Source organism: Candidatus Methylospira mobilis, from assembly GCF_009498235.1.
In the GTDB taxonomy this organism is placed as follows: domain Bacteria; phylum Pseudomonadota; class Gammaproteobacteria; order Methylococcales; family Methylococcaceae; genus Methylospira; species Methylospira mobilis.
Genome location: NZ_CP044205.1, coordinates 1,534,158 through 1,560,837, shown reverse-complemented (window position 1 = coordinate 1,560,837; position 26,680 = coordinate 1,534,158). Strand labels below are relative to the sequence as shown.

At 54.5% G+C, this 26,680-nt stretch carries 19 protein-coding genes; 6 read left to right on the top strand and 13 right to left on the bottom strand.

The genetic code is table 11. The annotated features are described in order from the left end of the window. Position 1 precedes the first annotated feature (1 nt). On the top strand, positions 2–1,405 hold the full coding sequence (gene pntB / locus F6R98_RS06860) for a Re/Si-specific NAD(P)(+) transhydrogenase subunit beta (RefSeq protein WP_153248356.1): 1,404 nt from the start codon (positions 2–4) through the stop codon (positions 1,403–1,405). A 394-nt stretch (positions 1,406–1,799) separates the two neighbouring features. Continuing rightward, complete coding sequence (locus F6R98_RS06855) at positions 1,800–2,495, top strand: hypothetical protein (protein WP_194270174.1); 696 nt, start codon at positions 1,800–1,802, stop codon at positions 2,493–2,495. A gap of 425 nt (positions 2,496–2,920) precedes the next feature. On the opposite strand, the gene F6R98_RS06850 is transcribed toward F6R98_RS06855, so the two are convergent. The 10 genes from F6R98_RS06850 to F6R98_RS06805 form a co-directional block, all read right to left on the bottom strand. Beyond that, positions 2,921–4,678 carry a multicopper oxidase family protein gene (locus tag F6R98_RS06850; protein WP_153248354.1) on the bottom strand — a complete coding sequence of 586 codons (1,758 nt, stop codon included), beginning with the start codon at positions 4,676–4,678 and terminating at the stop codon, positions 2,921–2,923. 573 nt (positions 4,679–5,251) lie between these two features. Beyond that, the gene (locus tag F6R98_RS06845; protein WP_153248353.1) at positions 5,252–6,337 is read right to left on the bottom strand and encodes a protein-glutamate methylesterase/protein-glutamine glutaminase; all 1,086 of its coding nucleotides are present in this window, start codon (positions 6,335–6,337) and stop codon (positions 5,252–5,254) included. After that, complete coding sequence (locus F6R98_RS06840) at positions 6,334–6,867, bottom strand: chemotaxis protein CheD (protein WP_153248352.1); 534 nt, start codon at positions 6,865–6,867, stop codon at positions 6,334–6,336. The genes F6R98_RS06845 and F6R98_RS06840 overlap by 4 nt, the downstream gene beginning before the upstream one ends. Continuing rightward, positions 6,867–7,673: a CheR family methyltransferase gene (locus F6R98_RS06835; protein WP_153248351.1), complete on the bottom strand. Its 807-nt coding sequence runs from the start codon at positions 7,671–7,673 to the stop codon at positions 6,867–6,869. The genes F6R98_RS06840 and F6R98_RS06835 overlap by 1 nt, the downstream gene beginning before the upstream one ends. A 672-nt stretch (positions 7,674–8,345) precedes the next feature. Continuing rightward, positions 8,346–8,987 carry a response regulator transcription factor gene (locus tag F6R98_RS06830; protein ID WP_153248350.1) on the bottom strand — a complete coding sequence of 214 codons (642 nt, stop codon included), beginning with the start codon at positions 8,985–8,987 and terminating at the stop codon, positions 8,346–8,348. A 710-nt stretch (positions 8,988–9,697) separates the two neighbouring features. After that, on the bottom strand, positions 9,698–11,902 hold the full coding sequence (locus tag F6R98_RS06825; RefSeq protein ID WP_153248349.1) for a chemotaxis protein CheA: 2,205 nt from the start codon (positions 11,900–11,902) through the stop codon (positions 9,698–9,700). A gap of 42 nt (positions 11,903–11,944) precedes the next feature. After that, positions 11,945–12,259: an STAS domain-containing protein gene (locus F6R98_RS06820; protein WP_153248348.1), complete on the bottom strand. Its 315-nt coding sequence runs from the start codon at positions 12,257–12,259 to the stop codon at positions 11,945–11,947. A 270-nt stretch (positions 12,260–12,529) separates the two neighbouring features. Continuing rightward, complete coding sequence (locus F6R98_RS06815; protein ID WP_153248347.1) at positions 12,530–12,898, bottom strand: response regulator; 369 nt, start codon at positions 12,896–12,898, stop codon at positions 12,530–12,532. 78 nt (positions 12,899–12,976) lie between these two features. Continuing rightward, the gene (locus tag F6R98_RS06810) at positions 12,977–13,570 is read right to left on the bottom strand and encodes a chemotaxis protein CheW (RefSeq protein ID WP_153248346.1); all 594 of its coding nucleotides are present in this window, start codon (positions 13,568–13,570) and stop codon (positions 12,977–12,979) included. A 215-nt stretch (positions 13,571–13,785) separates the two neighbouring features. Continuing rightward, positions 13,786–16,557: a methyl-accepting chemotaxis protein gene (locus tag F6R98_RS06805; protein WP_228125140.1), complete on the bottom strand. Its 2,772-nt coding sequence runs from the start codon at positions 16,555–16,557 to the stop codon at positions 13,786–13,788. A 396-nt stretch (positions 16,558–16,953) separates the two neighbouring features. Between F6R98_RS06805 and F6R98_RS06800 the strand changes: the two genes are divergently transcribed. Continuing rightward, positions 16,954–21,690, top strand: a complete 4,737-nt coding sequence (locus tag F6R98_RS06800; RefSeq protein ID WP_153248345.1) for a PAS domain S-box protein — start codon at positions 16,954–16,956, stop codon at positions 21,688–21,690. Between the two features lie 16 nt (positions 21,691–21,706). Here F6R98_RS06800 and F6R98_RS06795 read toward each other — a convergent pair whose 3' ends face one another. Beyond that, on the bottom strand, positions 21,707–22,360 hold the full coding sequence (locus F6R98_RS06795) for a response regulator transcription factor (protein ID WP_228125139.1): 654 nt from the start codon (positions 22,358–22,360) through the stop codon (positions 21,707–21,709). A 305-nt stretch (positions 22,361–22,665) separates the two neighbouring features. On the opposite strand from F6R98_RS06795, the gene F6R98_RS06790 reads away from it, so the two are divergent. Continuing rightward, positions 22,666–23,976 (top strand): MFS transporter, encoded by a 1,311-nt coding sequence (locus F6R98_RS06790; RefSeq protein WP_153248344.1) that lies wholly within the window; start codon positions 22,666–22,668, stop codon positions 23,974–23,976. A gap of 320 nt (positions 23,977–24,296) precedes the next feature. On the opposite strand, the gene F6R98_RS21930 is transcribed toward F6R98_RS06790, so the two are convergent. Continuing rightward, positions 24,297–24,581 carry a hypothetical protein gene (locus F6R98_RS21930; protein WP_228125138.1) on the bottom strand — a complete coding sequence of 95 codons (285 nt, stop codon included), beginning with the start codon at positions 24,579–24,581 and terminating at the stop codon, positions 24,297–24,299. A gap of 7 nt (positions 24,582–24,588) precedes the next feature. On the opposite strand from F6R98_RS21930, the gene F6R98_RS21925 reads away from it, so the two are divergent. After that, positions 24,589–24,882: a hypothetical protein gene (locus tag F6R98_RS21925; RefSeq protein WP_228125137.1), complete on the top strand. Its 294-nt coding sequence runs from the start codon at positions 24,589–24,591 to the stop codon at positions 24,880–24,882. Beyond that, positions 24,809–25,888, top strand: a complete 1,080-nt coding sequence (locus F6R98_RS21920; RefSeq protein ID WP_228125136.1) for a B12-binding domain-containing radical SAM protein — start codon at positions 24,809–24,811, stop codon at positions 25,886–25,888. The genes F6R98_RS21925 and F6R98_RS21920 overlap by 74 nt, the downstream gene beginning before the upstream one ends. 39 nt (positions 25,889–25,927) lie before the next feature. Here F6R98_RS21920 and radC read toward each other — a convergent pair whose 3' ends face one another. Continuing rightward, positions 25,928–26,662, bottom strand: a complete 735-nt coding sequence (radC, locus tag F6R98_RS06780) for a RadC family protein (RefSeq protein WP_153248343.1) — start codon at positions 26,660–26,662, stop codon at positions 25,928–25,930. Positions 26,663–26,680: the final 18 nt, after the last annotated feature.

The window sequence follows — 26,680 nt, the reverse complement described above, 5'->3', positions numbered from 1 at the left end:
CATGTCAGAAGGATTAGTTACTGTTTCCTATATCGGCGCCACCATCCTGTTCATACTGAGCCTGGGCGGTTTATCCAACCCTGAAACTGCAAGACGCGGCAATCTGTACGGCATAGTCGGTATGACTATCGCCATAGTCGCCACCTTGCTGGAACCGAGAGTCAACAATTATGTTCCGATCATCATTGCGATGCTGATCGGCGGCAGTATCGGTGTTTTTGCGGCTACCCGCATCAAAATGACCGAAATGCCGGAGCTGGTCGCGCTGATGCACAGTCTGGTCGGCCTCGCTGCGGTGCTGGTGGGTTACGCGAATTACATGGACACCACCAGCCATTTCAGCGGCGCGGAGAAATCCATTCATGAAGTCGAAATCTACGTCGGCATCCTGATCGGCGCCGTGACCTTCTCGGGATCAGTCATCGCGTTCCTGAAGCTTTCCGCGCGCATGAGCGGTAAACCGCTGACCTTGCCGCTTCGGCACTGGCTCAATCTGGGTCTGCTGATCGCGGTAATTGTGTTCGGCTGCAAGTTCCTGCAGGCGGAAAGCATCGAAGCCGGCTACCTGCCGCTGGCGGTCATGACCGGCATCGCGCTGCTGTTCGGCATCCATATGGTCATGGCCATCGGCGGCGCCGACATGCCTGTGGTGGTATCGATGCTGAACAGCTATTCGGGATGGGCGGCGGCGGCCACCGGCTTCATGCTGTCCAACGACCTGCTGATCGTTGTCGGCGCATTGGTCGGCTCCAGCGGTGCGATCCTCAGCTACATCATGTGTAAAGCCATGAACCGCAGTTTCATTTCGGTGATTGCGGGCGGCTTCGGCACCGACGGCGGCAAACCGGCAACTTCAGGCGCAAACGTCCCGCAAGGCGAAGTCACGCCGATCAGCGCGGGAGACACTGCCGAACTGCTGCGTGAAGCCTCCAGCGTCATCATCGTACCCGGTTACGGCATGGCGGTTGCGCAAGCCCAGCATACGGTTTATGAGATCACCAGGCTGCTGCGCGAAAAAGGCGTCAACGTCCGCTTCGGCATCCACCCGGTTGCCGGACGCATGCCGGGCCATATGAACGTGCTGCTGGCTGAAGCCAAGGTGCCTTACGACATCGTCATGGAAATGGACGAAATCAACGAAGACTTCCCGGAAACCGATGTGGCGATGGTTATCGGCGCCAACGATATCGTCAATCCGGGCGCGCAGGAAGACCCGGACAGCCCGATCGCAGGCATGCCGGTGCTTGAGGTCTGGAAGGCGAAAACCTCCATCGTGATGAAGCGCAGCATGGCGTCCGGCTATGCCGGCGTCGACAATCCGCTGTTCTACAAGGAAAATAACCGGATGCTGTTCGGCGACGCCAAGAAAATGCTGGATGAGGTATTATCAGTTTTAAAAACCTGATAGTCCGCAGATACGGCATGAGCCAACCCGGAAGCCCCCGACATCGGGGGCTTTTTTCGAACGGCGTTTCAGCATCACATCGACATATCCACACCCGTGGCAGGGAGGCTATTCAGTGAAAGATTGAAAGCTCATAACAGTCGCTGTCGGAAGTGAGGCAAGTCAGTCGAAACAGGCGGAAGCTGTTGTCGGGAGATAGTAACCACGCTGCAGTCCGTCCCTGGAAACCGTCTGCGCCCATCCATCGGCGCAGAAAGTCTAGCCTGGCTCACCACACATCATCTCCAACGGGTATGCGGAAAAGTTTGCGGCAGGTTGTTTCATCGCTATCCATAGCCTTTTGAGAAGCGGCATGCCAACAGTGCGAAATTTCTTCGCGATTCTATTAACAGTGATGACTTCAATCAACGCCTGTGCAGAAGAACGCGACGGCGTCAATGAATTTATCTTTTACCCTCGCGAAGTCATCCGTAAAAACAGTCCGGACTTGCTGGCTTTCGCGGGCCTATACAATTACCATGCGTCCTTGGCCACCATACAGTTTGGAGCCCGCATCGGCGTGAGCGAAGGGAATGTCGCGCAGTGGGACTACAAGCTGGAATTGACCAGCAAAAGCTTCATGGATAATTACAAGGCATCGCTACGCCTGCTGAAAAAAAACAATTACACCTCTAACTCTACGCGGGACACGATACTAATCGAACGCCTGGCCGGATCGTTCGATCCGTTCAAAAAACTGGATAGCCTGGAGAGATTGAGTATCGACTCGGAGCTCGGCTTATCACAGACATTTTCCAGCACCGCAGGATCGGCAATATTGCCGGGTACAAGCGGTAATTTGACGCTGACGCCGCTATTCGCTCTGAGACTGAATTATCGTCCAGACTCACTGCAGCAAACTCATTCGTTTGCATTTTCCAATTTCGACGTGTTCGACCCCTACCCGATGAATCAACCGTTTTTGCAGATAGAAACCGTACAGGCATTGGACAATTGCCGCGTCTTTGGCTACATCCGTTATCGCTGGGACAATTCCATTTCACAATTCTACGCGCTTTACCTAACCATCGGGGTAGAGATCCCCTACTGAACGCCGGACATTATACGCCTTTGCGGAATGAAAGCTCGTGCCGCAAGCCGCTGAACAACACCAACGCGACGCTTGCAGGTCAATTCTCCAGCGCAACGGCCAACGGTCTGGCAGCGGGAACACCAGCATCAGCGCGTTTCATGGCAATGTGGTTTGGAAACTTTAGGCCATGGCACGAAAGCGCCGCTCGCTGAATACCTACCTCACGGCAGTAACTGTTCAGCTACCGTCGGTCACTGTAGGAGCGGACTTTAGCCCGCTCCTACAAAGTTTCAGTAGAAGGCTTGAACGAACTGAATAGATACGATTGAGAATGCTTGCAGCGAGTCCGTCTACGGCAAGGCTGTCATAGACGAGCACGCACTTACAGATTCACGGCGTAGTCAACACGCAGCAGACCCATGCAGGATAGTAACCTTCGTCAATCAAACCACCTTGAAATTCCGCATCATGCCCATGGATTCATGCTCCAGATTATGGCAATGATATAGAAACAGCCCCTTGAAATGATCGAAACGCTTGAGCAGCGTGACCTTCTCGCCCGGCATGACCAGCACCACATCCTTCCAGCCGTCGTCGACATAGCCCGGACTCACCGTATCGTAACCGCCGCTTAAATCATCTCTGATCTTGCGTTCGATAATCTGAAACTGTTGGCCATGTATATGCATCGGATGCGCCATTCCCGACATTCCCGACATTCCCATGCCATGCTGTCCGGTAGTGTAACCGTTGTCGAATTCGATAAGCTGCAAGGTGCCCATCGTAATCGTTTCTTCCGGACTGGCGCCTTCCATTTCGAATTCGCGGCCATTAAGCAGCCATTGCATGCGCGCCATCGACAGTGTTATTTTCCGTGGCGATTGCGCATTCTCGGCATCGGCGCGTTGCAGACGATCGTGTTTGGTCAACGTGGACGGCAACTGATGCGTTTCCTTCTCTTCACGCATGATATGCACTTTGAAAACCGCATACTCGCCGCCAAGCGGCAAAGCTGAATTACTCGCCATGCCCATTCCGCCGTGTCCGTCGGCTCCCCCCCCCCCGGCACTTTGTTCATCATGATTCATCCTGTTCATTCCCTGATGCATGCCGGAAGCGCCGCCCTCGCCGCCATGCATCACACCCATCATGCCATGCCCCATCATGCCCCCGCCTTGACCGCCATGATCCATCCCGGAGCGCGCGCCGCGGCCATCGCCATGACCAGGCATCGCGCCTGAAAACGGCAAGCTCTTCATCGTCAAATCGGTATCGATTTTACGCCCGGAAAAGTCGGCCCACAAATCCACGCGCTCGCCCGGAGCCAGCATCACAAAAGCGCGCGTGACCGGTTTTTCCAGCAAACCGCCGTCGGTAGCGATCACAGTCAGCGGCGTACCGTCTTCCCAGGCCAGCTTGTAAATGCGCGAGTTGGACCCGTTCATCAATCGCAGCCGGTAAGCGCGCGTCGCAACCGGCAGCACAAAATGGCGCTTGCCGTTAACGATCATTTCATCGCCCAGCATCCCCATATGCCGGTCACGCATGCTTTGTACATATTGCAACTGATTGTCGGCATCGAAACTGCGATCCTGCAACACTATCGGTTGATCGTATTCGCCGCGCGGCAAGTCCAGAATACGGTCTTCGGCATCGGTGACGATAATCAAACCCGCCAACCCGTTGTAAACCTGGCGTCCGGTCGCTTCGTGCGTGTGCGCATGATACATATAGGTTCCGGCGCGATTGGTGATGGTAAACTCATAGACATAACCGCTGCCCGTCTTAACGTCATACATCGGGTGACCGTCCATGATCTGAGGCACATGCAGACCGTGCCAATGCACGATATTGGCCTCAGGCAGATCGTTCCTGAAATAGATACGCACCTTCTGGCCTTTTTCAAAAAACAGTATCGGCCCCAGATGCGTACCCGGCAAGTCGACCAGCGCGGTTTCCGGCCCCTTTAGCAGCTTGCCTGAATAACGCCAGACTACCGTGTGCTTACCCGGCATCATCGGTACGGAAGTGACGCCCGCCGTCAGTTCAAATTCTACATCGGCATGAAACTCCGGCGACGCCTCTCTGGCGTAGCGCCCTTCGGTTGCGGCATACAACCAGGAAGGCTTGCAGGCGGCTGCAAGCCCGCTCAACCCGGCTAATTGAATAAAACGGCGGCGATCTATCGCTGTAGTGTGCATGTATATAGCCCCTTCTTCGAGTAAACCGGATTTCAATGACCCGGCAATTTTTTATGTAATATTCGTCCGCAATACCGGATTTCGACATTATTAGCGGAAGCTGATGGTCGCACAGAAAAGACGAGGCTTGCAATGAAGAGTGTGTTACGGCAGGCAAGGCAGTCACAGCTGATAAATCGTTTTACCGAGACCGCTCATCACAAGCCTGTCGAAAAGCGAAGGCAAAATATATCCATGACTGATGCAGGAACGCATGGAAAACGTGGGCGCCCCTTAAGAAAAATTTTTCAATTCATTGAAAAACAGTAATTTATTAAATTACCCTATTATGCTTTTGAAGCTCGCATCACGATAGCCGCGCAAGCCTGTGCGCCCGGCAGCATTTCTTCGGCGCGCGAGCGGCACAGCGGATTAACAAGCTATTCAGCCCGGGATAATTCCGGAAAAAATTTACCCGCTCTATGGGTGGTGTACGCTGTGCGTATCTTTAGACGCCTGTATGCATAGCGCATCCTACATGTCCGTAACTATTCAAGTCCCCCGGAGGGCGTGGAAGAATTAAGCACAACGCCGCTATATCATGGTCTGCTTGACATAAGCGGTAATTTCGCCCGCTATCTGCTCCAAAGAAACGATTTTATCGACTGCGCCCAGCTTGACCGCTTCTTTTGGCATACCGTAAACCACACAGCTTTCTTCATCCTGTGCAATAGTGCGCGCACCCATTTGATGCATTTCCAGCAAACCTTTGGCGCCATCGTCGCCCATCCCGGTCATGATGATGCCCAAGGCATTTTTACCGGCAAACTTCGCCGTGGAACGAAACAACACATCGACAGACGGGCGATGGCGGCTTACCAGAGGGCCATCGATTACATCGACATAATATTGCGCGCCGCTACGCTTGAGCATCATATGGCGTCCTCCCGGCGCAATCAATGCCCGCCCCGGCATGACCCGATCGCCATGCCGGGCCTCGGCCACGGAAATCCGGCAAATATCGTCCAGACGCATGGCGAAGGCTTCGGTAAATTTTTCCGGCATATGCTGCACGATGACTATGCCGGGACTCACTCTGGGCAGCGCGGTTAAAACCGTCTCCAGCGCCTGCGTACCGCCGGTTGACGTGCCTATGGCGATCACCGTTTGCGTGGTTTCCTCCATGGCGTGCGCCGCCGCAGGCAAAATAGCGTCAGCCGTCAGCTTTGGCGGAACAGTAAGTAGCGGTGAAGAGCGAAGACGTTTTACATTGGCCTGCGCCGCCGCCCTGACCGCGCTGACCAAATGCTCGGATGACTCCTGCAAGTAGTTTTTCAATCCTATCTTCGGCTTGGTAACGATGCAGACCGCGCCGGCGGCTAGCGCCTGCATCGTCGTCGCCGCGCCTTTCTCGGTCAGGGTTGAACAAATTACCACCGGCGTCGGATGTTCCGCCATGATTTTCTTCAAGAAGGTGATGCCGTCCATGCGCGGCATTTCAACGTCGAGTATCAATACATCGGGCCATGCCTTGTTCATCTTTTCGATGGCGAAAACCGGATCAGCGGCAACGCCGATCACTTCTATCCCGCCTTCCTTTTCAAAGACCGCGGACAGTACCTGCCGCAATACGGCGGAATCATCCACAATCATGACTTTTATTGTTTGTATTGGTTTCATTCCTCTCTCCCCCGCCGCAACTCCCGGACCTGTCCCATTCTTCCGTGCCGTACCCAGGTGTGACCGCTCCAGATGTCGAATACGATATTGCGATACCCCACATCACCCAAGTGCTCGGCCACGCAGCACAGTTTGTGGCGAATGATCAGTTCTCGGGCAGCCTCGACATTTTTCAACCCGACATGACGCACACTGCTGTTACGTTTACCCGGAAACATATTGCCGCCGCCAAATACTTTAACCTGATAATCGCGCGGGTGCGTGGCAGCCTTATACATTTCACGCGCCATCAAAGCCATGGACTCGTCGGCATAGCGCCCATCCAGTGCCGTTCCTGCTCTGCCGGACTCATGCGCGCGGCTGGGCAGCATATAATGGCACATGCCTCCCAACAACAGGGCGGGATGCCAGAACACCAAGGCGATGCATGACCCCAGCACGGTTCGGATACGGGTGCTGCCATCACCGAAATAAATCTCACCCGGTTGAAGAAAAATCTCAACCGGATTCGTCGGTCTGCCGTGGTCCATTACGGTTTACGGTAGACCGATGGCGCGACAATCCGTAACGTATCGTTAATGCCGTGCAGCGTCTCGGAGTGACTGATAAAAAAATACCCTCCGCTGCGCAGCAACGGCAATAAATGCGCCACCACGTGACGTTTGGTATCCAGATCAAAGTAAATCATCACGTTACGTAGAAATATCACGTCGAACTCGCCCAGCTTGGGCAACGGTTCGACCAGATTGACCGGCAAGAACTGGACCCGGCTGCGTATGCTGCGATCGACCAGCAGCGTGCCTTCGTACGAACCGACCCCCTTCAGGCAAAAACGGCTAAGGTAACGGGGAGGAAGCCCTTCGGTTCTATCCAGGGAATAGTGACCCCGTCTGGCCTTTTCCAGAACCCGAGCGCTGATGTCGGATCCGAGCACCTCCCACAATCCATCGCCTAACACATCGGCCAGCACCATGGCCAATGAATAGGATTCCTCCCCGGACGAACTCGCAGCGCTCCAAATACGAAAAGCGCGCCCTGCGCGATGCTCTGGCAAAATGTGATCGCGCAGATAGTCAAAATGCTTGGGTTCGCGAAAAAAATAGGTTTCATTGGTGGTAAGCAGGTCCACCATCAACTGCAGCTCCGCTCCACCTTCGCGCATCACCAGGCGAAAGTAATCTCCGTAGCTGTCGAACTGATAATGCTTGACGCGTTTGGCCAGACGTCCGCTAACCAGCGCTAATTTAGAAGGGGGCAAATGTATGCCTGCCCGCTCATAAATGAATTTGCTGAACTGGGAAAACTCGTGCTCGGTTAAAACAGCACCGGTAGTCACCGGATCACCCCCTATTGGTCACTGTGCTGCTAGCGCCCTAGCAGGACACGAAAGTAAAAACAAGACACAAATACCTCACCCCGACCTCTGATACCCTTTCGATTATAGACCATTGCATCCGATGGCGAAGCTCCTCTTCACTGTACCAGTCCATCTTTCCGACTTTGTGGATCCTGTTTATGGAAACAGGATCCATGAGATGCCGCAGCCGACCGTCAGATCGGCAAACCAGCCGACGAAACGCAGAACATCGTCACTGCGATAAAGTTCTCCATGCCGTTCACAACAACATATCGATAACGAATGTGCCTGCGCGTTCGCACCTGTTCATATTGGCGCGATTGGATCCCATCCAGCGCCGATGAAACAAATCCGCTCAAGCAATTTAACCATTAAAATCAGGCACACACACTGCAGCCATGTCAACTCGCGAGGAAATGCGCCGCGCACTGAAACTCCGTCGCGCCGACACGCCCTCCATAGCTTAAATCAGCGTCATTATCATTCGTCATGATTTCCATGGTTTTTCTCGGCCCCAAAAATACGCCTGTCGTCTCGATCCGATGCCGCCGGAAGGCGAGTCCATACGTTTTCTCGACCGCTTAACTCTCGCATACGGTACAAAATCTTATATCAATATGATTTTATTACCTAAAGCAATTAACAAAATACTCAACTCTCGTCCGTTAAACCGTTTTCCATCGCATAACGCACCAGGTCGGCGTTATTGGTAAAGCCCATTTTTTGCATCAGGGCGCATTTATGACTGCTGGCAGTCTTGCTGCTGATATTCAGCTTTGCGCCTATCTCGCTAACGCTATCGCCTCGCCCCAACAAACACAGGGTCTGGATCTCGCGTTTTGAAAGCTTTTCATGCCGCAAAGAGGTTTTGCCGGTTACACCTGCCGCAAAGAATATCTGCTCGGCCAAGGCATGCTCGATAAAATGACCACCATTGGCGACTTTTCGTATAGCTTCAATCAATATCGCGCCACCGCTGCCTTTGGTAAGATAGCCGGAAGCGCCGGCCTTGAGCGCACGTTGTACGATCGGCAGTTCGCTATACATACTAAGGATCAGTATAGGAACTTGTTTATCGTCGGCGCGAATGCGGGCAATAAGATCAACGCCATGAAGTCCGGGCATGTTCATATCGAGCAGAATCAAATCAAAGCGCTCCTGCTTCAATTTATCTAATAACTGTTCATGATCAGCCGCTTCCGCCGCCACAGTAATATCGTCGACAAATGCGAAAAGATTCTTCAAGCCGTCGCGCAGGATCGCGTGATCGTCGGCAATCAGTAAGCGTATCATTCACAAACTCCTTGCTGTTTTAAATATCCTGCCTTTAGTCGGGATCTTATTGAAAACCGGCAAATTCGCCGCAAGAGAACGTAATGTCCGCTCTCGGAATGCAGCGACCTTCGGACTCGCCACAAGCGCTTATCAATTTAAGAGCGAATCCGAAACTACCGGACCTCTCAGCGGAATTGACTTCGATTTGAACCGGAAAGCGCTGGGCAATCAAGGTGAAACATACACCTGTAGAGCCCTACCGCTGCGGTGCAGAGCTCAAACGTAATTCTGCGTGCTCAATGCGCAATACTGTAAATCAGTTCGAATACGCTGAAAATAGGCATAATATTAAATATTTACTTATCTTTTAGGCAAATTGCCTAAGGCATTCCTTACATTGTACGAAATGCAAAAATCACATCAAATCGCACTTGAGCCGTTAGTCAAAACGGCTCGCAAACCATGCAGCGCGCGAGAGAAAACCAGGTACTGGATTGTCTGTAAATTGGAACGCAAACGGCGTCGATATTGAACTGCTGACCTGCCGCCGTCAAAATAGACTGGTGGATGCCGCACTGAGTTATTTTTGGCGATCGAATTTTAGCAAGTGGATAGGGTTTAAGGTTTCAAGATGAACTGCAACGACAACGGAGGCGCTCGACGGATATGCCGAGTTAACCGTCGCCTGGCCCAGGCAGGCGAACGGAAAACCCATGATAAACCGCGTATCAGACCCTAGCCAGCGAAGGGATGGCGTTGCGCTGAGCCTCCTGACTGGCAACCTGACGCACCACACCAGGCACGTCTATCACCAGCGCAACCTTACCGCTACCCAGGATGGTAAAACCGCCTACGCCCTTGATCATGCTAAACAGCTTGCCCATCGGCTTGATCACAGTCTGGAATTCGCCGAGCAGCCGATCCACCACAAATCCGGCACGGTGAGTACCGTATTGCACCACCACCACATTTTCACGGCGCGGCGGAGTTCCTTCCACAGCATATAGCTCGCGCAATCGAATACAGGGCAGCACTTCCCCGCGCAGGTTGATATAACCGACATCGACCTCGCGATCCCTATCAGTCAGCTCCATGCACTCCAATACCATATCCAGAGGCACGACATAGGCCGCTCCCGCGACCTCGACCAGAAAACCGTCAATGATGGCCAGCGTCAACGGTAAACGAACACGTATGGTAGTACCCGCGCCTTCCACCGAATCCAGGTCGATGCTGCCGCGCAATGCCTGAATATTCCGTCGCACCACATCCATCCCGACGCCGCGCCCGGAAAGGTTGCTCACCTGATCCGCGGTCGAAAAACCCGGTTCGAAAATGAGCTGATAAATCTCCTGATCGGTCAACGCCTGATCCGGCTTCACCAGATCGCGCTCAATAGCTTTGCGCAATATCTTTTCCCTGTTCAAGCCACTGCCATCGTCGGAAACTTCGATGACGATACTGCCCGCATCATGGTAGGCATGGAGTTGCAAGGTTCCCTGCGCCGGCTTGCCGTGCGCCGCGCGCACATCGGCTGCCTCGATACCGTGATCCATTGAGTTGCGCACCAGGTGCGTCAACGGATCGCCGATTTTTTCTACGACAGTCTTATCCAGCTCGGTTTCCGCCCCGGTTATGACCAGACGAATATCCTTACCCAAGTCCTTGCTGACATCATGCACAACGCGCTGAAAACGGTTGAACGTTTCGCCGATCTGCACCATGCGCAAAGTCAATGCCGAATCGCGCACGTCTTCAACCAGCCTTGAAAGGGTGGAGGTTGCCTCCTGTAACTCGGGTATCCCGGCCTTTTCCGCAAAGAGGTTGACGCCGGCACCGGCGATGATCAGCTCACCGATCAGGTTGATGAGCTGATCCAGCTTCTGTGCATCGACGCGAATGGAAACGTTTTCGGTGTTTTTACTCTGTTTAACTTTTTTCTGTTGCTCTACCGCAGCATCGACCACGGGGGGCTGCACCAGATTCTGCTCGATCAAAACCTCGCCCAGCAGTCGCTTATTCTCACCACTCTTTCGAACTTTGGCCTGATGATGCAACATGGTTTCCAGCTCGCTCCGAGTCAGCGTGCCGCATTGAACCAGAATTTCACCCAAGCGCATTTCTTCGGATGTCAGAGCGCCGATCAAACGTTGATATTCGGAAATTTTGCTGCGCGGCGGCAGAATACGTATTTGGCTGTCTTCGCGCACAAATTCGAAGGCGCCCTCTATGGTGGCTTTATCCGCATCGCTGGCCAACGCCAGCTCAAATCCCAGATAACAGGTTTCGGGATCCATTTCCGATGCGGAAGGCAGGAAATCGGTCAAGGTAACGATGTGAACGATGCGCCCCAGCGTACTCAAATAGCGCAAAAAAGCCAGGGGATCCATCCCGTTTCTAAGTATATCGGGACCGAAACGCAACGATAGATGCCAATGATTGGCCGCGACTTCCATTTCGCTTTCCTCGCGCTCGATACGGGCATCCGCCGTCACTGGGACGGCGACGATCTGCGCCGGCGATACTTCAGCAGGCGACGGTTTTTTACCGAGATGGCATTCGAGCTTTGCCGTCAACGCATCGCTGGCGCGCTGGACATCGTCATCCGGCGCTTCATGATTGGCGGCGAGGCCGATCAATACCTGCTCGTGGTCGCAAACGCTCAAAAACAAGCCTACCAGGCCGGCATCCATGTCGATTTCGCCGTCGCGCACCTTGTCCAGCACACTCTCGGCGGCATGTGTAAAGGTTACGATAAAATCGAGGCCGAATAAACCAGCGGAACCCTTGATAGTATGCGCGGCGCGAAAAATGGCATTGATGATATCGTCATTGCCCGGTTCCGTATCCAGGCGCAATAAAGCTTGCTCCATGTCTCGCAGTAAATCCCTGCTTTCGGTAATGAAGGTATTGAGTGCGGCATCAAGATTCATGGCTTTTCCCTCGAAATCGGAATATTGAAAGTTTAAGCAGCCTCAGGCAGCCTGCGAACGGATCAGGACAGGATCCCCGAAAACGCTGCCCACATCGGTGAGATCCAGCACATCGAGCACCGCCTGACTGTGATCGGCAAAGCGCACGCTTTTGCCTTGATCGCCGGCTTCGCGCTTGAGCAATACCATAAGTTGTAAACCGGCGCTATCCAATTCGCTGACGCCGGATAAATCGACCTCAAGCGCCTCGTTTTCCTCAAGCGCCTTCAGCAAGCGCGCTTTCAATTCGGCAGCCGTATAAATCGTCATTTCACCTTCGAGCGCGATACGCCCTGTTATTTCAGCTGAACTGGTCATAATTTCATCCCACCCTTAGTCATTGCCGATACCGGTTAATCCCCGTTGTCCAAGGAAACGCTGAACAAAGTTCATCGTTCATGATACAACGCAGCTATTCGTACCTATCTTGGGAAGCACTGATTAACGCAATATTCGCCGACTGCAACGCCATCAAATCAACCGGTTGGCATGACGCGCCAAAAAACGATTTAATCAGTGTTTGCCTTACTATTTTACGTTCCCCCTGATTCGTCCCGAGCCTGCAGAAAAACCGGATCGAAGCCGCACTTAAGGGAGAATCAGCTTGGACACTACCGTCAGCATCTGTGCAGGCTGAAACGGCTTAACCACCCAAGCCTTGACGCCTGCGGATTGACCTGCCTGCTTTTTTCCTTCACCGGCTTCTGTGGTTAACATGATTATTGGAGTAAACTTGTAATTCGGAAGTTTTTTAGCCTCTTCAACAAAGGTAATGCCATCCATATTAGGCATGTTGACATCGCTGATAATAAGATGGATCTTGCGCCCATCCAGCTTTCTCAACCCATCCACGCCATCATAAGCCTCAATAACATCGTATCCTGCGCCAGTCAGCGAAATATTCACTACCTGTCGTAAAGAAGCGGAATCATCTACGATTAAAATGGTTTTTGCCATGTGTCATACTCCAGAAAATTCGTTTCGAACATTATACTTCCCTTCACACGATCTACCCCCAGCCCCTGGAAGGATACCTCACGCCCTCGCGCCTTCCGGCGAAGCGACCGTATCGGCCTGATCGCCGACACTGGCCAGGGCGGCCATGTCGTCCAACGACAGCACCGCGCCGATGTTAAGCAGGATGACAAACTTTCCATCCACCTTCCCCATACCGGCGATGTAATCAGTGCGGATGCGCGCACCGAAAGCCGGCGCAGGTTCTATATCTCCAGTCGGGATTTCCAGTACCGCGCTGACCGCATCCACCAGCACGCCTATATCGTGCTTTTCGTCCTCGTGGTCGACTTCAACGATGATAATGCAACTCCGGCGCGTTATCTGGCTGATTGCCTTGCCCAGGCACGCCTTCAAATCGATTACCGGCACCACCGAGCCTCGCAAGTTAATCACGCCGCGAATAAAGATCGGCATACGAGGGACTTCGGTCAACTGCCCGTATTCGATGATTTCCTTAATGTGAAGAATTCCGATGGCGAAGGCTTCTCCCCCCACCACAAAAGTAAGGTACTGGTGCTGCTCCTGTTTACTATTCCCGGAAGCGGCGAGTAGCGCTGCTTGGGTTGCCAGAGCGCCATTACCGCTCCGAACAGGCTGAATCTGAGCATTCATTTTAGTTACTCCGTGGAGACTTAAGCTCCAGTTGGTTAGGTTCACAGCTGTTTTAAAAGCACAGGCAGCGCTAATTAAATGACGAACATCGCCTCAGTGCAAGTCAAGCACCGATTATCAGGAATCATCAAGCTAAATAACCAAAAAATCAATTTGTTAATTATTATTTTTACCAGACAATCTCATCGCAATCGGCGCTTCCCGGTCTTTACTGCTTAAAAACGCACAAACTCGCCCTCATCAATCACGGCATATGCCGGCTCCCCGATATGGGTCCTGGAAAGCTTCGCTTTCGGCTTATCGGACTTCAAAGCTCCCTCCCGGCCAGGCCTGGCAAGCCGCGCATCATTTTTTACCGAAAAGAAGCTCATCAGTTTCTGTAGCTGCCCGGCTTGCCCGCTCATGTCCTCCGCAGTTGCAGCCAGTTGTTCCGAAGCGCTGGCGTTATGCTGCGTGATTTGGCTAAGCTGTGTCATCGCATTGTTGATCTGACCAATACCGGTGGTTTGTTCTCCCGACGCCGCCGCAATTTCCTGCACCAAATCGGAAGTTTTGGCAATGCTGGGTACGATTTCACTCAGCAAGTGCCCCGCCTTTTCCGCCATCGCCACGCTGCTGTCAGCCAGTTCGCTAATTTCCTGTGCCGCCACCTGACTGCGTTCCGCCAGTTTGCGCACTTCCGCGGCGACCACGGCAAAGCCTTTCCCGTGGTCGCCGGCGCGAGCCGCTTCGATCGCCGCGTTGAGCGCCAACAGGTTGGTCTGATAGGCAATGTCGTCGATAATGCCGATTTTACCGGCTATACTCTTCATAGCGGCAACGGTCTGGGCCACGGCCCCACCGCCTTCGCTTGCCTCCTTGGCTGCCTTGTTGGCCATACCGTCGGTTACTTTGGCATTTTCCGCATTCTGCATTACGGAACCGCTCATCTGCTCGACCGCACTGCTGGTTTGCTCCACGCTTGCAGCCTGTTCGCTCGCCCCTTGCGCCAAGGACTGTGCGGTGGAACTGACCTCGCCCGTAGCATCCGCCAATGCTTCGGAGGCCAGAACGACTTGACCGATGGTTTGCGCCAGCTTGTCTACGGTATTGTTGACTATATCGCGCAATTGGCGCAACTGACCGCGATACTCCTCGTTTATGCTCTGGGTCATGTCGCCGCGCTCCATCGCCGTCAGCACGCGCATCACTTCGTTGACCGGTCCGATCACCGCATCCAGCGTGTCGTTGACGCCCTGTACGATCTTGCGGAAGTCGCCCTGATGCTTGCCGGCGTCGGCGCGCGTCGCCAGCTTGCCCTCGACGGCTGCACGGGAAAGCATGTCTGCGTCGGCAATCAGCGCTTTAAGATTGATTCGGACCTGCTCTATCGTGTTATTTATAAATACTTTCTTGCCTGGAAACTGCTCCAGCGGCGCATCGAAGTCTCCTTCGCCAAACGCCTTGACGCAAGCCATCGCTTTCTTTTTAACCGCGATATGTCCGGCCACCATCGCGTTCACGCCCTCGGCCATGGTCCGGTACGCACCGTTGAATCTGGCGACGTCCATCTGGGCGTCGATATCTCCGCGATCATGTTCGCTCGACATATGATTCATGCTGTCGACCAGACCACCCAGCGCATCGATGCAGGTGTTGAGGTTGTTTTTGATGTTGTTGAAATCGCCGTTATAGCTGTCGGCGATCTTCGGCGGTATATCGCCCCGGGCGATACGATCCACGTAACCCGCGGCGACGTTCAACGGCCCGATCACCGCATCCAGCGTGTCGTTGACGCCCTGTACGATCTTGCGGAAGTCGCCCTGATGCTTGCCGGCGTCGGCGCGCGTCGCCAGCTTGCCCTCGACGGCTGCACGGGAAAGCATGTCTGCGTCGGCAATCAGCGCTTTAAGATTGATTCGGACCTGCTCTATCGTGTTATTTATAAATACTTTCTTGCCTGGAAACTGCTCCAGCGGCGCATCGAAGTCTCCTTCGCCAAACGCCTTGACGCAAGCCATCGCTTTCTTTTTAACCGCGATATGTCCGGCCACCATCGCGTTCACGCCCTCGGCCATGGTCCGGTACGCACCGTTGAATCTGGCGACGTCCATCTGGGCGTCGATATCTCCGCGATCATGTTCGCTCGACATATGATTCATGCTGTCGATCAGACCACCCAGCGCATCGATGCAGGTGTTGAGGTTGTTTTTGATGTTGTTGAAATCGCCGTTATAGCTGTCGGTAATCTTCGGCGGTATGTCGCCCCTGGCGATACGCTCTACATAGCCTGCAGCTATATTCAACGGCGCTATCACTGCGTCCAGGATCAGATTAACGCCTTCCGCAATGTGGCGATAAGAACCGTTTGTCGGAATGCTGTCCAGATCGACGCGAACGGCGAGACGCCCTTGCAGAACGTCCTCCATTACGCGGTTGAACTGCACGTCAAAACGGGCTTCGGCGGAAGCATTGGTCCATTCGACCACTGTGCCGATCCGCTGTCCTTCCGCATTAAAAATCGGATTCGCCAGCAAGCCGAATCCCAGCTTGCCGATACTGATTTCAGTTTGATGCGGCCCGGTCAGCTGGTTCAGCATGCGTCGCTGATGGCTGGGGTCCTTATGAAACATATCAATATTGGCGCCCAAAATACGGCTGACATCAAACATCGGAAACGACGCGCGAAAATCCGCTTCGGCAGCCTTGAACATCGAAACGAGAGCTGGATTCATATAAGTAATATTAAAGTTTTCGTCCGCTATCATCACGCAGGCGCCGACCGTATTTAAAGCCGCTTCCATGCTGTCGATCCGCCGGCTGTGCGCTATAGTTTCATCCTGGACTTTTTTCATGATTCGCATCACCGGAGCAAAAGCGTCGGCGCCGGAAACATCTATGGTCCGGCCGAAATCGCGCGCAGCTATTGTTTCCAGGATACCTGCAACCTCATCGATACGAGCCTGCATTTTCGCACTGGGCGCGTCGCCAAATAAATAATTCAACATGATAAATCCCCCTGTTTTTCGGATATGAAATATTTCTTAATTTCCGAGCTTATTTCCGTATAATTAAAATTACACGGAATATTCAACCGTTTATTTAGAGCGGGTTCTTATGCCTGAGAAACACTCGAGGCCGAAGCACTTTCCGCACCAAAATCCGGGCATATGCGGCTGTCATGCGCAATTTCTCCAGACAAATATCTGGCGTCCGGAGGCAAAACCATTTACGATCATTCTATGGACACGAGCTCAATTTCATTGAAAAACTCGAAATGTCATATGCGGTTACAGCGTTGTTATATAATGCACAAGTTTTTAAGACATAAATATCGGCTACATCTGATTTTATGGCAGTTACTTGCCTAGCAAAAATAGGCATTTCCTTACACAGTGGTCATCATGAGCGCACAAATATCCTGTATTTTGTATATCGGGGATGACCCGGAAAGCCTGCGAGATATAACCGAAACCCTGGAAACGCGAGGCCACCGGATTGCCGTCGCGCCATATAACGAAGCAGGTTTGCGGCTTGCGTTGCAACCGCAGCCCGAACTTATCCTGCTGGACACGACAACGGCCGGCATGGATGGCCTTGCAAGCTGCAAACAACTCAAAACAATAACGGCCGCCGGAGAAATACCGGTCATCTTTCTGACCGATACATATTCCGCTGTATCGATAGACGCGCATTTCGAAGCAGGCGCCTGCGACTGCCTGTGCAAACCGCTGCAATTCCGCGAAGCCGTTACGCGCATCGGCACGCATCTCCAGCTGCGTAACGCGCAACAACAACTGCATGCAGGCGCGCAGCTCCTGCAACTGCTGATAGACAATCACCCTGACTTTATCGTACGTTTCGATACCGAGGGCCGCTTTACCTACATCAGCCCGCGCATCGCCGCATCCGGCTTGCCTGCCGATTCCATTCTGGGACGTACCGCTCCCGAGATTCCGCTACCCGGCTGCCCGGAACAAAATCAGGCGCTATACGATGCGGTATGCAAAACTATCGCGACCGGCATGCCAACCACTCTGGAAGTGCAATGGCCGAAGGCCGGCGGCCTCGGCAAATTCCAGGTGAGCCACTACCCTGAGTTTGACCAGCACGGCAAGGTAATCGGCGTAGTCGGCAATGCGCGCGATACGACCGCGCAGACACAGAACGAAAGCCGCGCCCAGCTATTGGACTTTGCGCTGGATCAGGTGCGGGAAGCCGCCTATTTGATCGAAGACGGCTCAATCATCCGTTATGTCAACCAGGAGGCTTGCCGCGCGCTCGGGTACAGTCGCGAAGAACTACTGTCGATGACGCTATTTGACTTCTCCCCCCGTTTTAACGACGAGCTTTCCAAGAAAATACAGCACGACCTCGAAACCGCAGGATTTACGACCCTGGAAGTCATGCACAAAACCAAGGACGGCCGCCTGTTCCCTGTCGAGATCAATGCCTCGCGCTTCATCTACGAAGGCAAACAAACCCGCTTCGCGCTGGCGCGCGACATAAGCGGACGCAAGGCTGCCGAAGAGAAAATTCAGAGACTCACCGATCTTTACGCCGCGCTCAGCCAGTGCAATCAAGCGATTGTGCGCTGCGCCAATGCAGAGGAGCTATTCGCGCAAATCTGCCGGGACGCCGTGCTGTTCGGCAAGATGAAAATGGCCTGGATCGGCCTTATAGAGCCGGATACCGGCAGGATCCGGCCGGTTGCAAGTTATGGCGAGGGCACTGAATACCTGCATGATATTGAAACATCGGCGGATGCCGACAACCCCTTGGGACGCGGCCCATGCGGCGTAGTCCTCCGCGAGGGAAAACCGGTCTGGTGTCAGGACTTTCTAAACGACCCGATAGCCGAGCCCTGGCGGCAATGCGGCTCGTGCCATTACTGGGGTTCATCGGCGTCTCTGCCGTTGCTTCAGGATGACATCCTGGCAGGCGTCATGACCGTCTACTCGGGCAGCGTCGACGCATTTGATGAAGCAGCGCGCAACCTGCTGATTGAAATGGCCATGGATATCAGCTATGCGCTGAATCGCTTCAGCAGTGAAACCAAACGCATACAAGCGGAACATGCGCTGCAGGAAAGCGAGCGCCGCTACCGCGACATCTTCGAGTATTGTTCGGACGCGCTGTTTTTACTTGAAGCGACCGAAGACAACCGTTTCAGATACATTGACGTGAACCCGGCATTCGAACGCTGCAGAGGACTGCCCCGCGCGCAGCTGGTAGGAAAATGCATAGAGGAAACGCTATCGCCGGAGCTTGCCGAAACGCTCAATGACAAATACCGCAGCTGCATCGCCAGCGGCGTCCCTGTGGACGAAAAAATCGGACCCGACCTGACGAAGGGCAAACACCGCTTTTATCACTCGACCGCGATTCCGGTTCGGGATAGCAGCGGCCGCATGCACCGTATCGTCGGCGTCACTCGCGATATCACCGCCGACCGTCAGGCGGAATCGCTCGAAACGCAACTAAGGCATATCGCCGAAGTATTGCCGGGACTCATTTACAGCGTCGAGCTGACGCCCGACGGACACAGGCGCCTGACTTACGCATCGCCACGCCTGGAAGACGTGACCGGGCTTAGCCGTGACAGCTGGCCGATCGATTATCTACCCTCCGTTCACCCCGACGATCTGCCAGGACACCTCGACGCCCTGGACGTATCGGCGCGCATGCTGACGCCATGGCACAATGAATTCCGCATCATTCACCCCGGCAAGGGAGTGAGATGGCTGGAAGGCCGGTCGATTCCGCAAGAGCAGGAAGACGGCAACATTCTTTGGCACGGCTTTCTGTACGATATCAGCGAGCGGAAGCGCGCACACGAACTACTGGAAATCCGGGAACGCGAGTTTCGCAGCCTTGCGGAAAATACGCCGGACCACATCACCCGCTATGATTTGCAACTGCGAAGAACCTATGCCAATCCGGCCGCGCAAAAAGCCTCTTGGCCCGTGCGCAAGACCATGACGGATGATGTTCCCCGCGGCTGGATTGAGTTTCAGGAAATGTTGCGTACCGTGGTCGATAACGAAACAGAAGCTGATATGGATATGATCCGTATCGATATCGGCGGCGAAGAACGCTACCATCATGTGCGCTTCGTCCCGGAACACGATGCGCATGGCGCGATACTGGGCGTGCTGGTCATAGGACACGATATCACCCGTCGCAAACTCATGGAAAAAGCCCTGCGTGAAAGCGAGCAGCAGTTCCGCACCCTCGCGGAAAATGCGCCCGACATTATTGCCCGCTACGACCGGGAATGTCGCAGAATCTACGTCAACCCGACATTACGAAGGAGCGCAGGTCTCGAATTGCAACAAATGATCGGCAAGACTCCGCGGGAAAACACCCCCTCCAGCAGCGTCTGGGCCGAGTACCAGTCCCGAATACAAGCCGCACTCGACGAGGGACTGGAGAGCGAAATGGAACTGTCCATGGCCGACGGTCATGGCGGCGCGAGTCATTACCATATGCGTTTTGTCGCAGAACTCGGGGCCGACGGCCGCCCCCAGGGCGTGCTGGCCATCGGGCGCGATATAACCAGCCGCATACGCCGCGAAAGACAGGAAAACATCCGCATTCGTATTTTCGAACGCTTGGCTCAAGGCGCCGATTTAGTCGAGCTGCTCAGACTAATCCTGGAATATATCGAAGAACCGAACGCCAAACTTCTAGGCAGCATCATGCTGGCGGCTCCTGACGGCAAGCATCTGCATTGCGCCTTCGGGCCGAAGCTGCCGACCGACTATTTGATTGCAATCAACGATATGCCAACCGGCGACGGTATCGGCTCCTGCGGTACGGCGGCATGGCGCGGAGCAACCGTCATTACCGATGACCTGAACACCCACCCATACTGGGCGCCATACAAACACCTGGCGCTCGCCGCCGGGCTGCAATCGTGCTGGTCCGAACCCATAATTGATTCGACCGGCAAGGTAATGGGTACTTTCGGCATTTACCAACGCCGGCCGGCCTTCCCTACTCAGGAAGATCTGGCGCGGGTGCGCCGCGCCTGCCATTTTGCCGCGATCGCCATTGAGCGCAAGCGCATGGAGCTGGCCCTCCGCGAAAGCGAACAGCAATTTCGCACCCTGGCGGAAAACTCGCCGGACATCATCATGCGTTATGATCTGGAGTGCCGCCGCATCTATGTCAACCCGGCGTATGTGTACAATACCGGAATTTCTTATGACAAGGCCATCGGCGAGACGCCGGAAGAACATTGGCGCATCATTACCAATATGCCCTACAAGGAATACCTGGCGGCGCTACGCCACGTCATGGACAGCGGTAATACAGGCAAAGTAATGGTGGAATGGCAGCATCCCGGCACTGGCGAACTCACCAGCCACGATGTTCAAATCGTGCCGGAACACGGGCCGGACGGCGAAATCAACGGCGTATTTGCAATAGGCCACGATATAAGCGCGCTCAAGCGCACCGAACGCCAACTTCAGGAGTCGCACGCAATGCTGCGCGATCTGACCCGCCACAGGGAAGCAGCGCGCGAAGAAGAACGCCACCGCATTGCGCGCGAACTGCATGACGAACTCGGCCAGCTGCTCATGGCGTTGCGGCTTAACGTCAACTTGCTGCTCATGCGCTTCGGCAAAGAGGATACGTTATTCAAGGAAGCGACCGACAATCTGCTGCAACTGGTGGATAACACCATACAGGTGACGCGCGACGTATCGACCGCATTGCGCCCTGCCGTGCTTGATATGGGCATAGTGCCGGCGCTGGAATGGCTGACGCACGAATTTTTCCGCCAAACCGGCATTACATGTGAATTAAACACATCGCCGGATGATTTTTGCACGCAGGAAGCACAGGCTATCGCGCTGTTCCGCATCGCACAGGAAACACTGACCAATGCCGCCCGGCATGCTCAAGCGAGCCGGGTGCAAGTCACACTGAACTGCACCGCGGATGTATGTCAGTTGCAAGTGGAAGACAACGGTGTCGGCTTCGATACCCTATTGCCGCGTAAACAGCAGTCCTATGGTCTGATGGGTCTACGCGAGCGTGCAATGGCCGTGGGAGGCGAACTGACGGTTTCCAGCTCAGCCGGCTCCGGAACTGTGGTGCTCGTGCGCATCCCCACCTGCGCCGGCTGCTGAGCTACGCGCGAAAACCCTAACCGGTAAGGTTATGGGTGATGACATAGCGCACCAGTTCAATATTGTTTTCAATATTCATCTTTTGCATCAAACGGGCTTTATGAGTACTTACCGTTTTGTTACTGATGAAAAGCCGTTCTGCGATTTCGTTGACACTCATACCGCCGCCAAGCAGGCACAAAATCTGCATCTCCCGTTTGGACAGCTGATGATGGGGCAGATTTTGAGGACAACGGCTGACATCGAAAGCCATACTCTCCGCCAACTGATGATCGATAACCCGGCCTCCTTCCATCACCTTATGGATCGCCGCCACCAGCACTTCCGGATCGCTATCCTTGGTTAGATAACCGGAAGCTCCGGCGTTAAGCGCGCCTCGCGCAAGCTGCACCTCGTTGTGCATACTGAGCACAAGTATCGGTAAATGCGCCGCTTGAGCCCGAATCAGCGCAATCAGCTCCACCCCATTGATACCGGGCAGGCTCATATCCAGCAGTATCAGGTCGAAATTTCCGCGCTGTATCCTTTCGCAAACCTGAGGGCCATTTACCGCTTCGCCCGCCACGACAATATCGGTTGTCAACGAAAACAGCTGTTTCAACCCTTCCCGCACGATGGTGTGATCGTCAGCAATCAGCACGCGAACCGTCGAAATATCTTTATTAGTCACATCAGCAACTCCGGCGTCGTGTCCAGCTATTGCAATAGTAACGTATTTATTGCGTTGAGCCAGACTTAGATTAATAGGCCAACCCCAGCATTTTAACTGAGGCACGGAATGAATTGACCCCCTGTTTTCCGGAACGAAACCCTTTGCAATTCCGGCGGTATATTGTTGTATCATGTCGCACAGCGCTGTGCCGGCAGGTTCGCCTGCATAACCGAACCAGCCGGTTGATCGATTGATCGTTTTTTTACACAAACACATTGCCGCAATAGCCCACCCACGGCACCCCATCTGCGTCCGAACCACTGATGCCATCATCAATCAAAGGCTTTTCCGCTCTACGTAATCGCAATTTCGCACTATTTCTGAGTGCGCGCTTCATGATCCAGATTGCGCTGCAGATGCAAAGTATTGCGGTAGGCTGGCAAATCTATGCCATTACCGGCAAGGCGCTGGATCTGGGCCTGATCGGCCTGGCGCAGTTTCTACCGTTTGCCCTGTTGGTGTTGTTTGCCGGACAGGTAGCGGATCGCTGCGACAAGCGCTGGATACTGGTGATTTGTTTTGCGATAGACCTGGCATGCGCATTAACCCTGCTTGCATTTACCCTGAACGGCCTGCATGAAGTGTGGCCGGTGCTGGCGGTATTGGCGCTGCACGGCGCATCCCGCGCGTTCATGATGCCCACCGGACAGGCTATCGTCATGAGCCTGGTGTCCCAGGAACATTTCAGCAATGCGGTTGCGGTCGGGTCGTCCACTTTTCACGTCGCGGTGATCTGCGGCCCGACGCTCGGCGGCCTGCTTTATCTGGCCGGTCCCGAGGTAGTATTCGCGGCAGTCGCTGTGATAATGGCGCTGGCTACCGTGATGATGATGCGGGTTCGCGTCGCGCACGTCAAGCAATCGGACCGCGAACCGGTCACCCTGCATACCCTGCTCGAAGGCCTGCGCTTCGTACGCTCGCGTCCTGTGGTGCTGGGCGCGATTTCCCTGGACCTTTTCGCAGTGCTGTTCGGCGGCGCTACCGCGCTGTTGCCGGCCTATGCCAACGATATTCTGCATGTCGGCCCTACCGGATTGGGCCTGCTGCGCACAGCGCCCGGTCTCGGCGCGGCATTGACCGCAATCGCGCTGGCGCAGGCGCCGATCGCTCGCCATGTCGGACGCTGGATGTTCGGCGGCGTCGCGCTGTTCGGTTTGTCTACCATCGTATTCGGACTTTCCGGGAACTTCGGCCTGTCGCTGGCCGCCTTGTTTCTGCTCGGCGCAGGCGATATGGTCAGCGTGTATATTCGACAGATACTGGTACAGTTCGAAACCCCCGATGCGATTCGAGGCCGCGTAAGCGCCGTCAATGCGGTATTCATCGGCGCGTCGAACGAACTGGGCGAATTCGAATCCGGAGTCAGCGTGGTACTGCTGGGACTGGTGCCGGCTGTAGTGGCGGGAGGAGCGGTCACCCTGACCGTCACCGTCTTGTGGATGGCTATATTCCCGGTACTGCGCAAGATGGATCGCTTCCCCTATCCGGCTCATGCACCCCGGCACTCAGCGGCAGCAATACGGCAACTTCCGTATACCCGGAGAAAGCCAAGCGCCGCCAAAAGAAAACGATAAAGACGCTGCCTGTCGAGCCGGCTGCGGGTTCCTGAGCGTTGGCTCCCGCAGAAACTCCCCCCCAAATACGCAGCAATTATTCAGCAAGCGGAATCAGAACATGGTAGTTGCGCTTAAAGTGGCGGCGCGCAAATGCTTTCGGCTGAAACACTTTGCAGGAGCGGGCAACAATGTCGGGCATAGCTGCATATAAAAAAATATAATCTTAACAGTTCAAGATAATATCAGTATCAGAGCCGAAACCGCGCGAGCGCTTCTGCCTCCTGCTCATCAAGCCATCGCACTACGATGATGACGGTTACGTAATTCAATGGCTACGCTCATCCATTCCATCGAACTCGCTGGCGGTACTTTATGGTCTGGCGATGGATTGCGCCGAACGCAAAGCGCTCGGCAACAACGTCCAAATCGACATACACGCCTTCGACGAAACCAATACGCGTATCGGCACGGAGCAGATTGCCGCGCTGCTGGAAGAGGCCGGCGCCGGAATGGTGATGCTGGTCGGCGTACAGTCGAATCAGTTTCCGCGCGCGCTCGACATCGCAGCGCCGTTGCGGCAGCGCGGCGTCATGGTCGCCCGGCGGCTTCCACGTCTCCGGCACACTCTCCATGCTCAAGGAGCGCGACCCGGATGTGCGCCGAGCCGAAGAGATGGGTGTTTCGCTTTTCGTCGGCGAAGCCGAAGGTCGTATCGAACAAGTGCTGCTGGATGCCTGGAACCGGCAGCTGCAACCGATTTACAATTATCTGAACAAATTTCCGGATCTGAATGGGGCTTGTAATACCGCAGCTCCCCGCGGAACGGATAAAGCGCACCATAGGCTCGAATATGAGCATAGACGCCGGGCGCGGCTGTCCTTTTCTGTGCTCGTTCTGCACCATCATCAACGTGCAGGGGCGTAAATCTCGTTATCGCCATCCGGACGATGTCGAACGTTGCGTGCGCACGAATGTCGCGCAAGGCTTTCATCGCCTCTTCATCAGCGACGACAACTTCGCGCGCAACCAGAACTGGGAACCGATTCTGGATCGCCCGATTCATCTGCGCGAGGTCGAAAAACTGAAAATCAGTTTCAGCCTCCAGGTCGATACCCTCTGCCACCGGATACCGAACTTCATCGAAAAAGCAGCGCGAGCCGGGGTCAAACGCGTTTTTATCGGCCTTGAGAACATTAATCCCGCCAATCTGCTTGATGCAAGGAAAAAGGATAACAGGATCAGCGAATACCGCAAGATGCTGCTTGCATGGAAGCACGCAAAGGTAGTGACTTATTGCGGCTACATCCTCGGTTTTCCCAAGGATACGCCGGAGGCCATTCTTCGCGATATAGAAACTATAAAGGAAGAATTACCCATCGATCTCCTTGAGTTTTTCACCCTTACCCCGCTGCCGGGGTCTGAGGATCATAAGAAACTGTCCGAGGCCGGCGTTAACATGAACTCCGACCTGAACAATTACGACGTCAATCACGTCGTCATAGACCATCCCCTGATGTCGCGCGCGGAATGGGAACAGGTATCGCAGGCGGCATGGAAGGCGTATTACAGCCCGGTGCACATCGAAACGGTGCTCAGACGGGCGATGGCGGCCGGAAGCAGCCCCGGCAATACCTTATTCAATATTGTCTGGTTCAAGGGCTGCGTCGATATAGAAAAAGTCCATCCGCTGGAGGGAGGCTACCTGCGCCTCAAGTCCCGCCATGACCGCCGGCCAGGTCTTCCGACCGAACCTTTCGGGCTGTTTTATCCGAAATTCTTTGCCGGGATCGTATGGAAACAGATGAAATGGATCGCAATGTATTTACGGCTGCGGCTCATTTACATCAGAGTCAAGCGCGATCCGCAGCGCCACGAATATAGGGATGCGGCGCCGGAAGCAGTGACTGACGACGGAGCGGAGCCGCAGTAGCCCTTGCAGGATTGAGTGAACTGAGCAGGTACTTCACAGCTACAGCAAACCGTTTTCCGCAAAGGAATACGGGCGGTCGCCGTCGCCGATAATGAAATGATCGAGGACGCGGATATCCATTAACGCCAGCGCTTGCTTGAGCCGTTGAGTGATCTGTTTGTCGGCTTCGCTGGGCTGAGTCAGTCCAGAGGGGTGGTTATGGGCGAAAATGATTGCCGCCGCGCCGTAATCGAGCGCCAGTTTGACGACTTCGCGCGGATAAACGCTGGCGGCGTCTATAGTGCCGCGGAACAAAGGTTCGAAGCGGATAACCTGGTGCTGATTGTCCAGCAGCAAACAGGCGAAAACTTCGTGGCTGTAACCCGCCATCAGCGCGGTAAGATAATTGCGAGTGAGATCCGGACTGGTAAGCGCATTGTTCCGGCCCAGCTCTTCCTTCAGATGCCTGCGCCCCATTTCCAGCACAGCCATCAGTTGCGTGTACTTGGCGTCGCCCATGCCCTTGCTTTGAGTAAAGCGCTCCCTCGGCGCATGCAGCAGCGCGCGTAGCGAGCCGTATTCCTGCAACAAATCGCGCGCCAGATCCACGGCGGTTTTGCCGCGCGTCCCTATGCGTAAAAAGATCGCCAGCAATTCGGCGTCGGTCAGCGCCTCCGGTCCGCGCCGCAGCAGTTTTTCGCGCGGGCGTTCATCTTCCGGCCACTCGCTGATGCGCTTGCCGGACAGACGGGCTTCATTGACTTCCGCACCATCCGCATCTGTCTTTTTTGCCATACGCAGCCCCCACCCGCC

Excerpts from the sequence above, each read along its gene's own strand:
- pntB (WP_153248356.1), top strand. The coding sequence starts at position 2 with ATGTCAGAAGGATTAGTTACTGTTTCCTATATCGGCGCCACCATCCTG.
- F6R98_RS06855 (WP_194270174.1), top strand. The coding sequence starts at position 1,800 with ATGACTTCAATCAACGCCTGTGCAGAAGAACGCGACGGCGTCAATGAA.
- F6R98_RS06850 (WP_153248354.1), bottom strand. The coding sequence starts at position 4,678 with ATGCACACTACAGCGATAGATCGCCGCCGTTTTATTCAATTAGCCGGG.
- F6R98_RS06845 (WP_153248353.1), bottom strand. The coding sequence starts at position 6,337 with ATGAAACCAATACAAACAATAAAAGTCATGATTGTGGATGATTCCGCC.
- F6R98_RS06840 (WP_153248352.1), bottom strand. The coding sequence starts at position 6,867 with ATGGACCACGGCAGACCGACGAATCCGGTTGAGATTTTTCTTCAACCG.
- F6R98_RS06830 (WP_153248350.1), bottom strand. The coding sequence starts at position 8,987 with ATGATACGCTTACTGATTGCCGACGATCACGCGATCCTGCGCGACGGC.
- F6R98_RS06825 (WP_153248349.1), bottom strand. The coding sequence starts at position 11,902 with ATGAATCTTGATGCCGCACTCAATACCTTCATTACCGAAAGCAGGGAT.
- F6R98_RS06820 (WP_153248348.1), bottom strand. The coding sequence starts at position 12,259 with ATGACCAGTTCAGCTGAAATAACAGGGCGTATCGCGCTCGAAGGTGAA.
- F6R98_RS06815 (WP_153248347.1), bottom strand. The coding sequence starts at position 12,898 with ATGGCAAAAACCATTTTAATCGTAGATGATTCCGCTTCTTTACGACAG.
- F6R98_RS06810 (WP_153248346.1), bottom strand. The coding sequence starts at position 13,570 with ATGAATGCTCAGATTCAGCCTGTTCGGAGCGGTAATGGCGCTCTGGCA.
- F6R98_RS06805 (WP_228125140.1), bottom strand. The coding sequence starts at position 16,557 with ATGTTGAATTATTTATTTGGCGACGCGCCCAGTGCGAAAATGCAGGCT.
- F6R98_RS06800 (WP_153248345.1), top strand. The coding sequence starts at position 16,954 with ATGAGCGCACAAATATCCTGTATTTTGTATATCGGGGATGACCCGGAA.
- F6R98_RS06790 (WP_153248344.1), top strand. The coding sequence starts at position 22,666 with ATGCCATCATCAATCAAAGGCTTTTCCGCTCTACGTAATCGCAATTTC.
- F6R98_RS21925 (WP_228125137.1), top strand. The coding sequence starts at position 24,589 with ATGCTCAAGGAGCGCGACCCGGATGTGCGCCGAGCCGAAGAGATGGGT.
- F6R98_RS21920 (WP_228125136.1), top strand. The coding sequence starts at position 24,809 with ATGAGCATAGACGCCGGGCGCGGCTGTCCTTTTCTGTGCTCGTTCTGC.
- radC (WP_153248343.1), bottom strand. The coding sequence starts at position 26,662 with ATGGCAAAAAAGACAGATGCGGATGGTGCGGAAGTCAATGAAGCCCGT.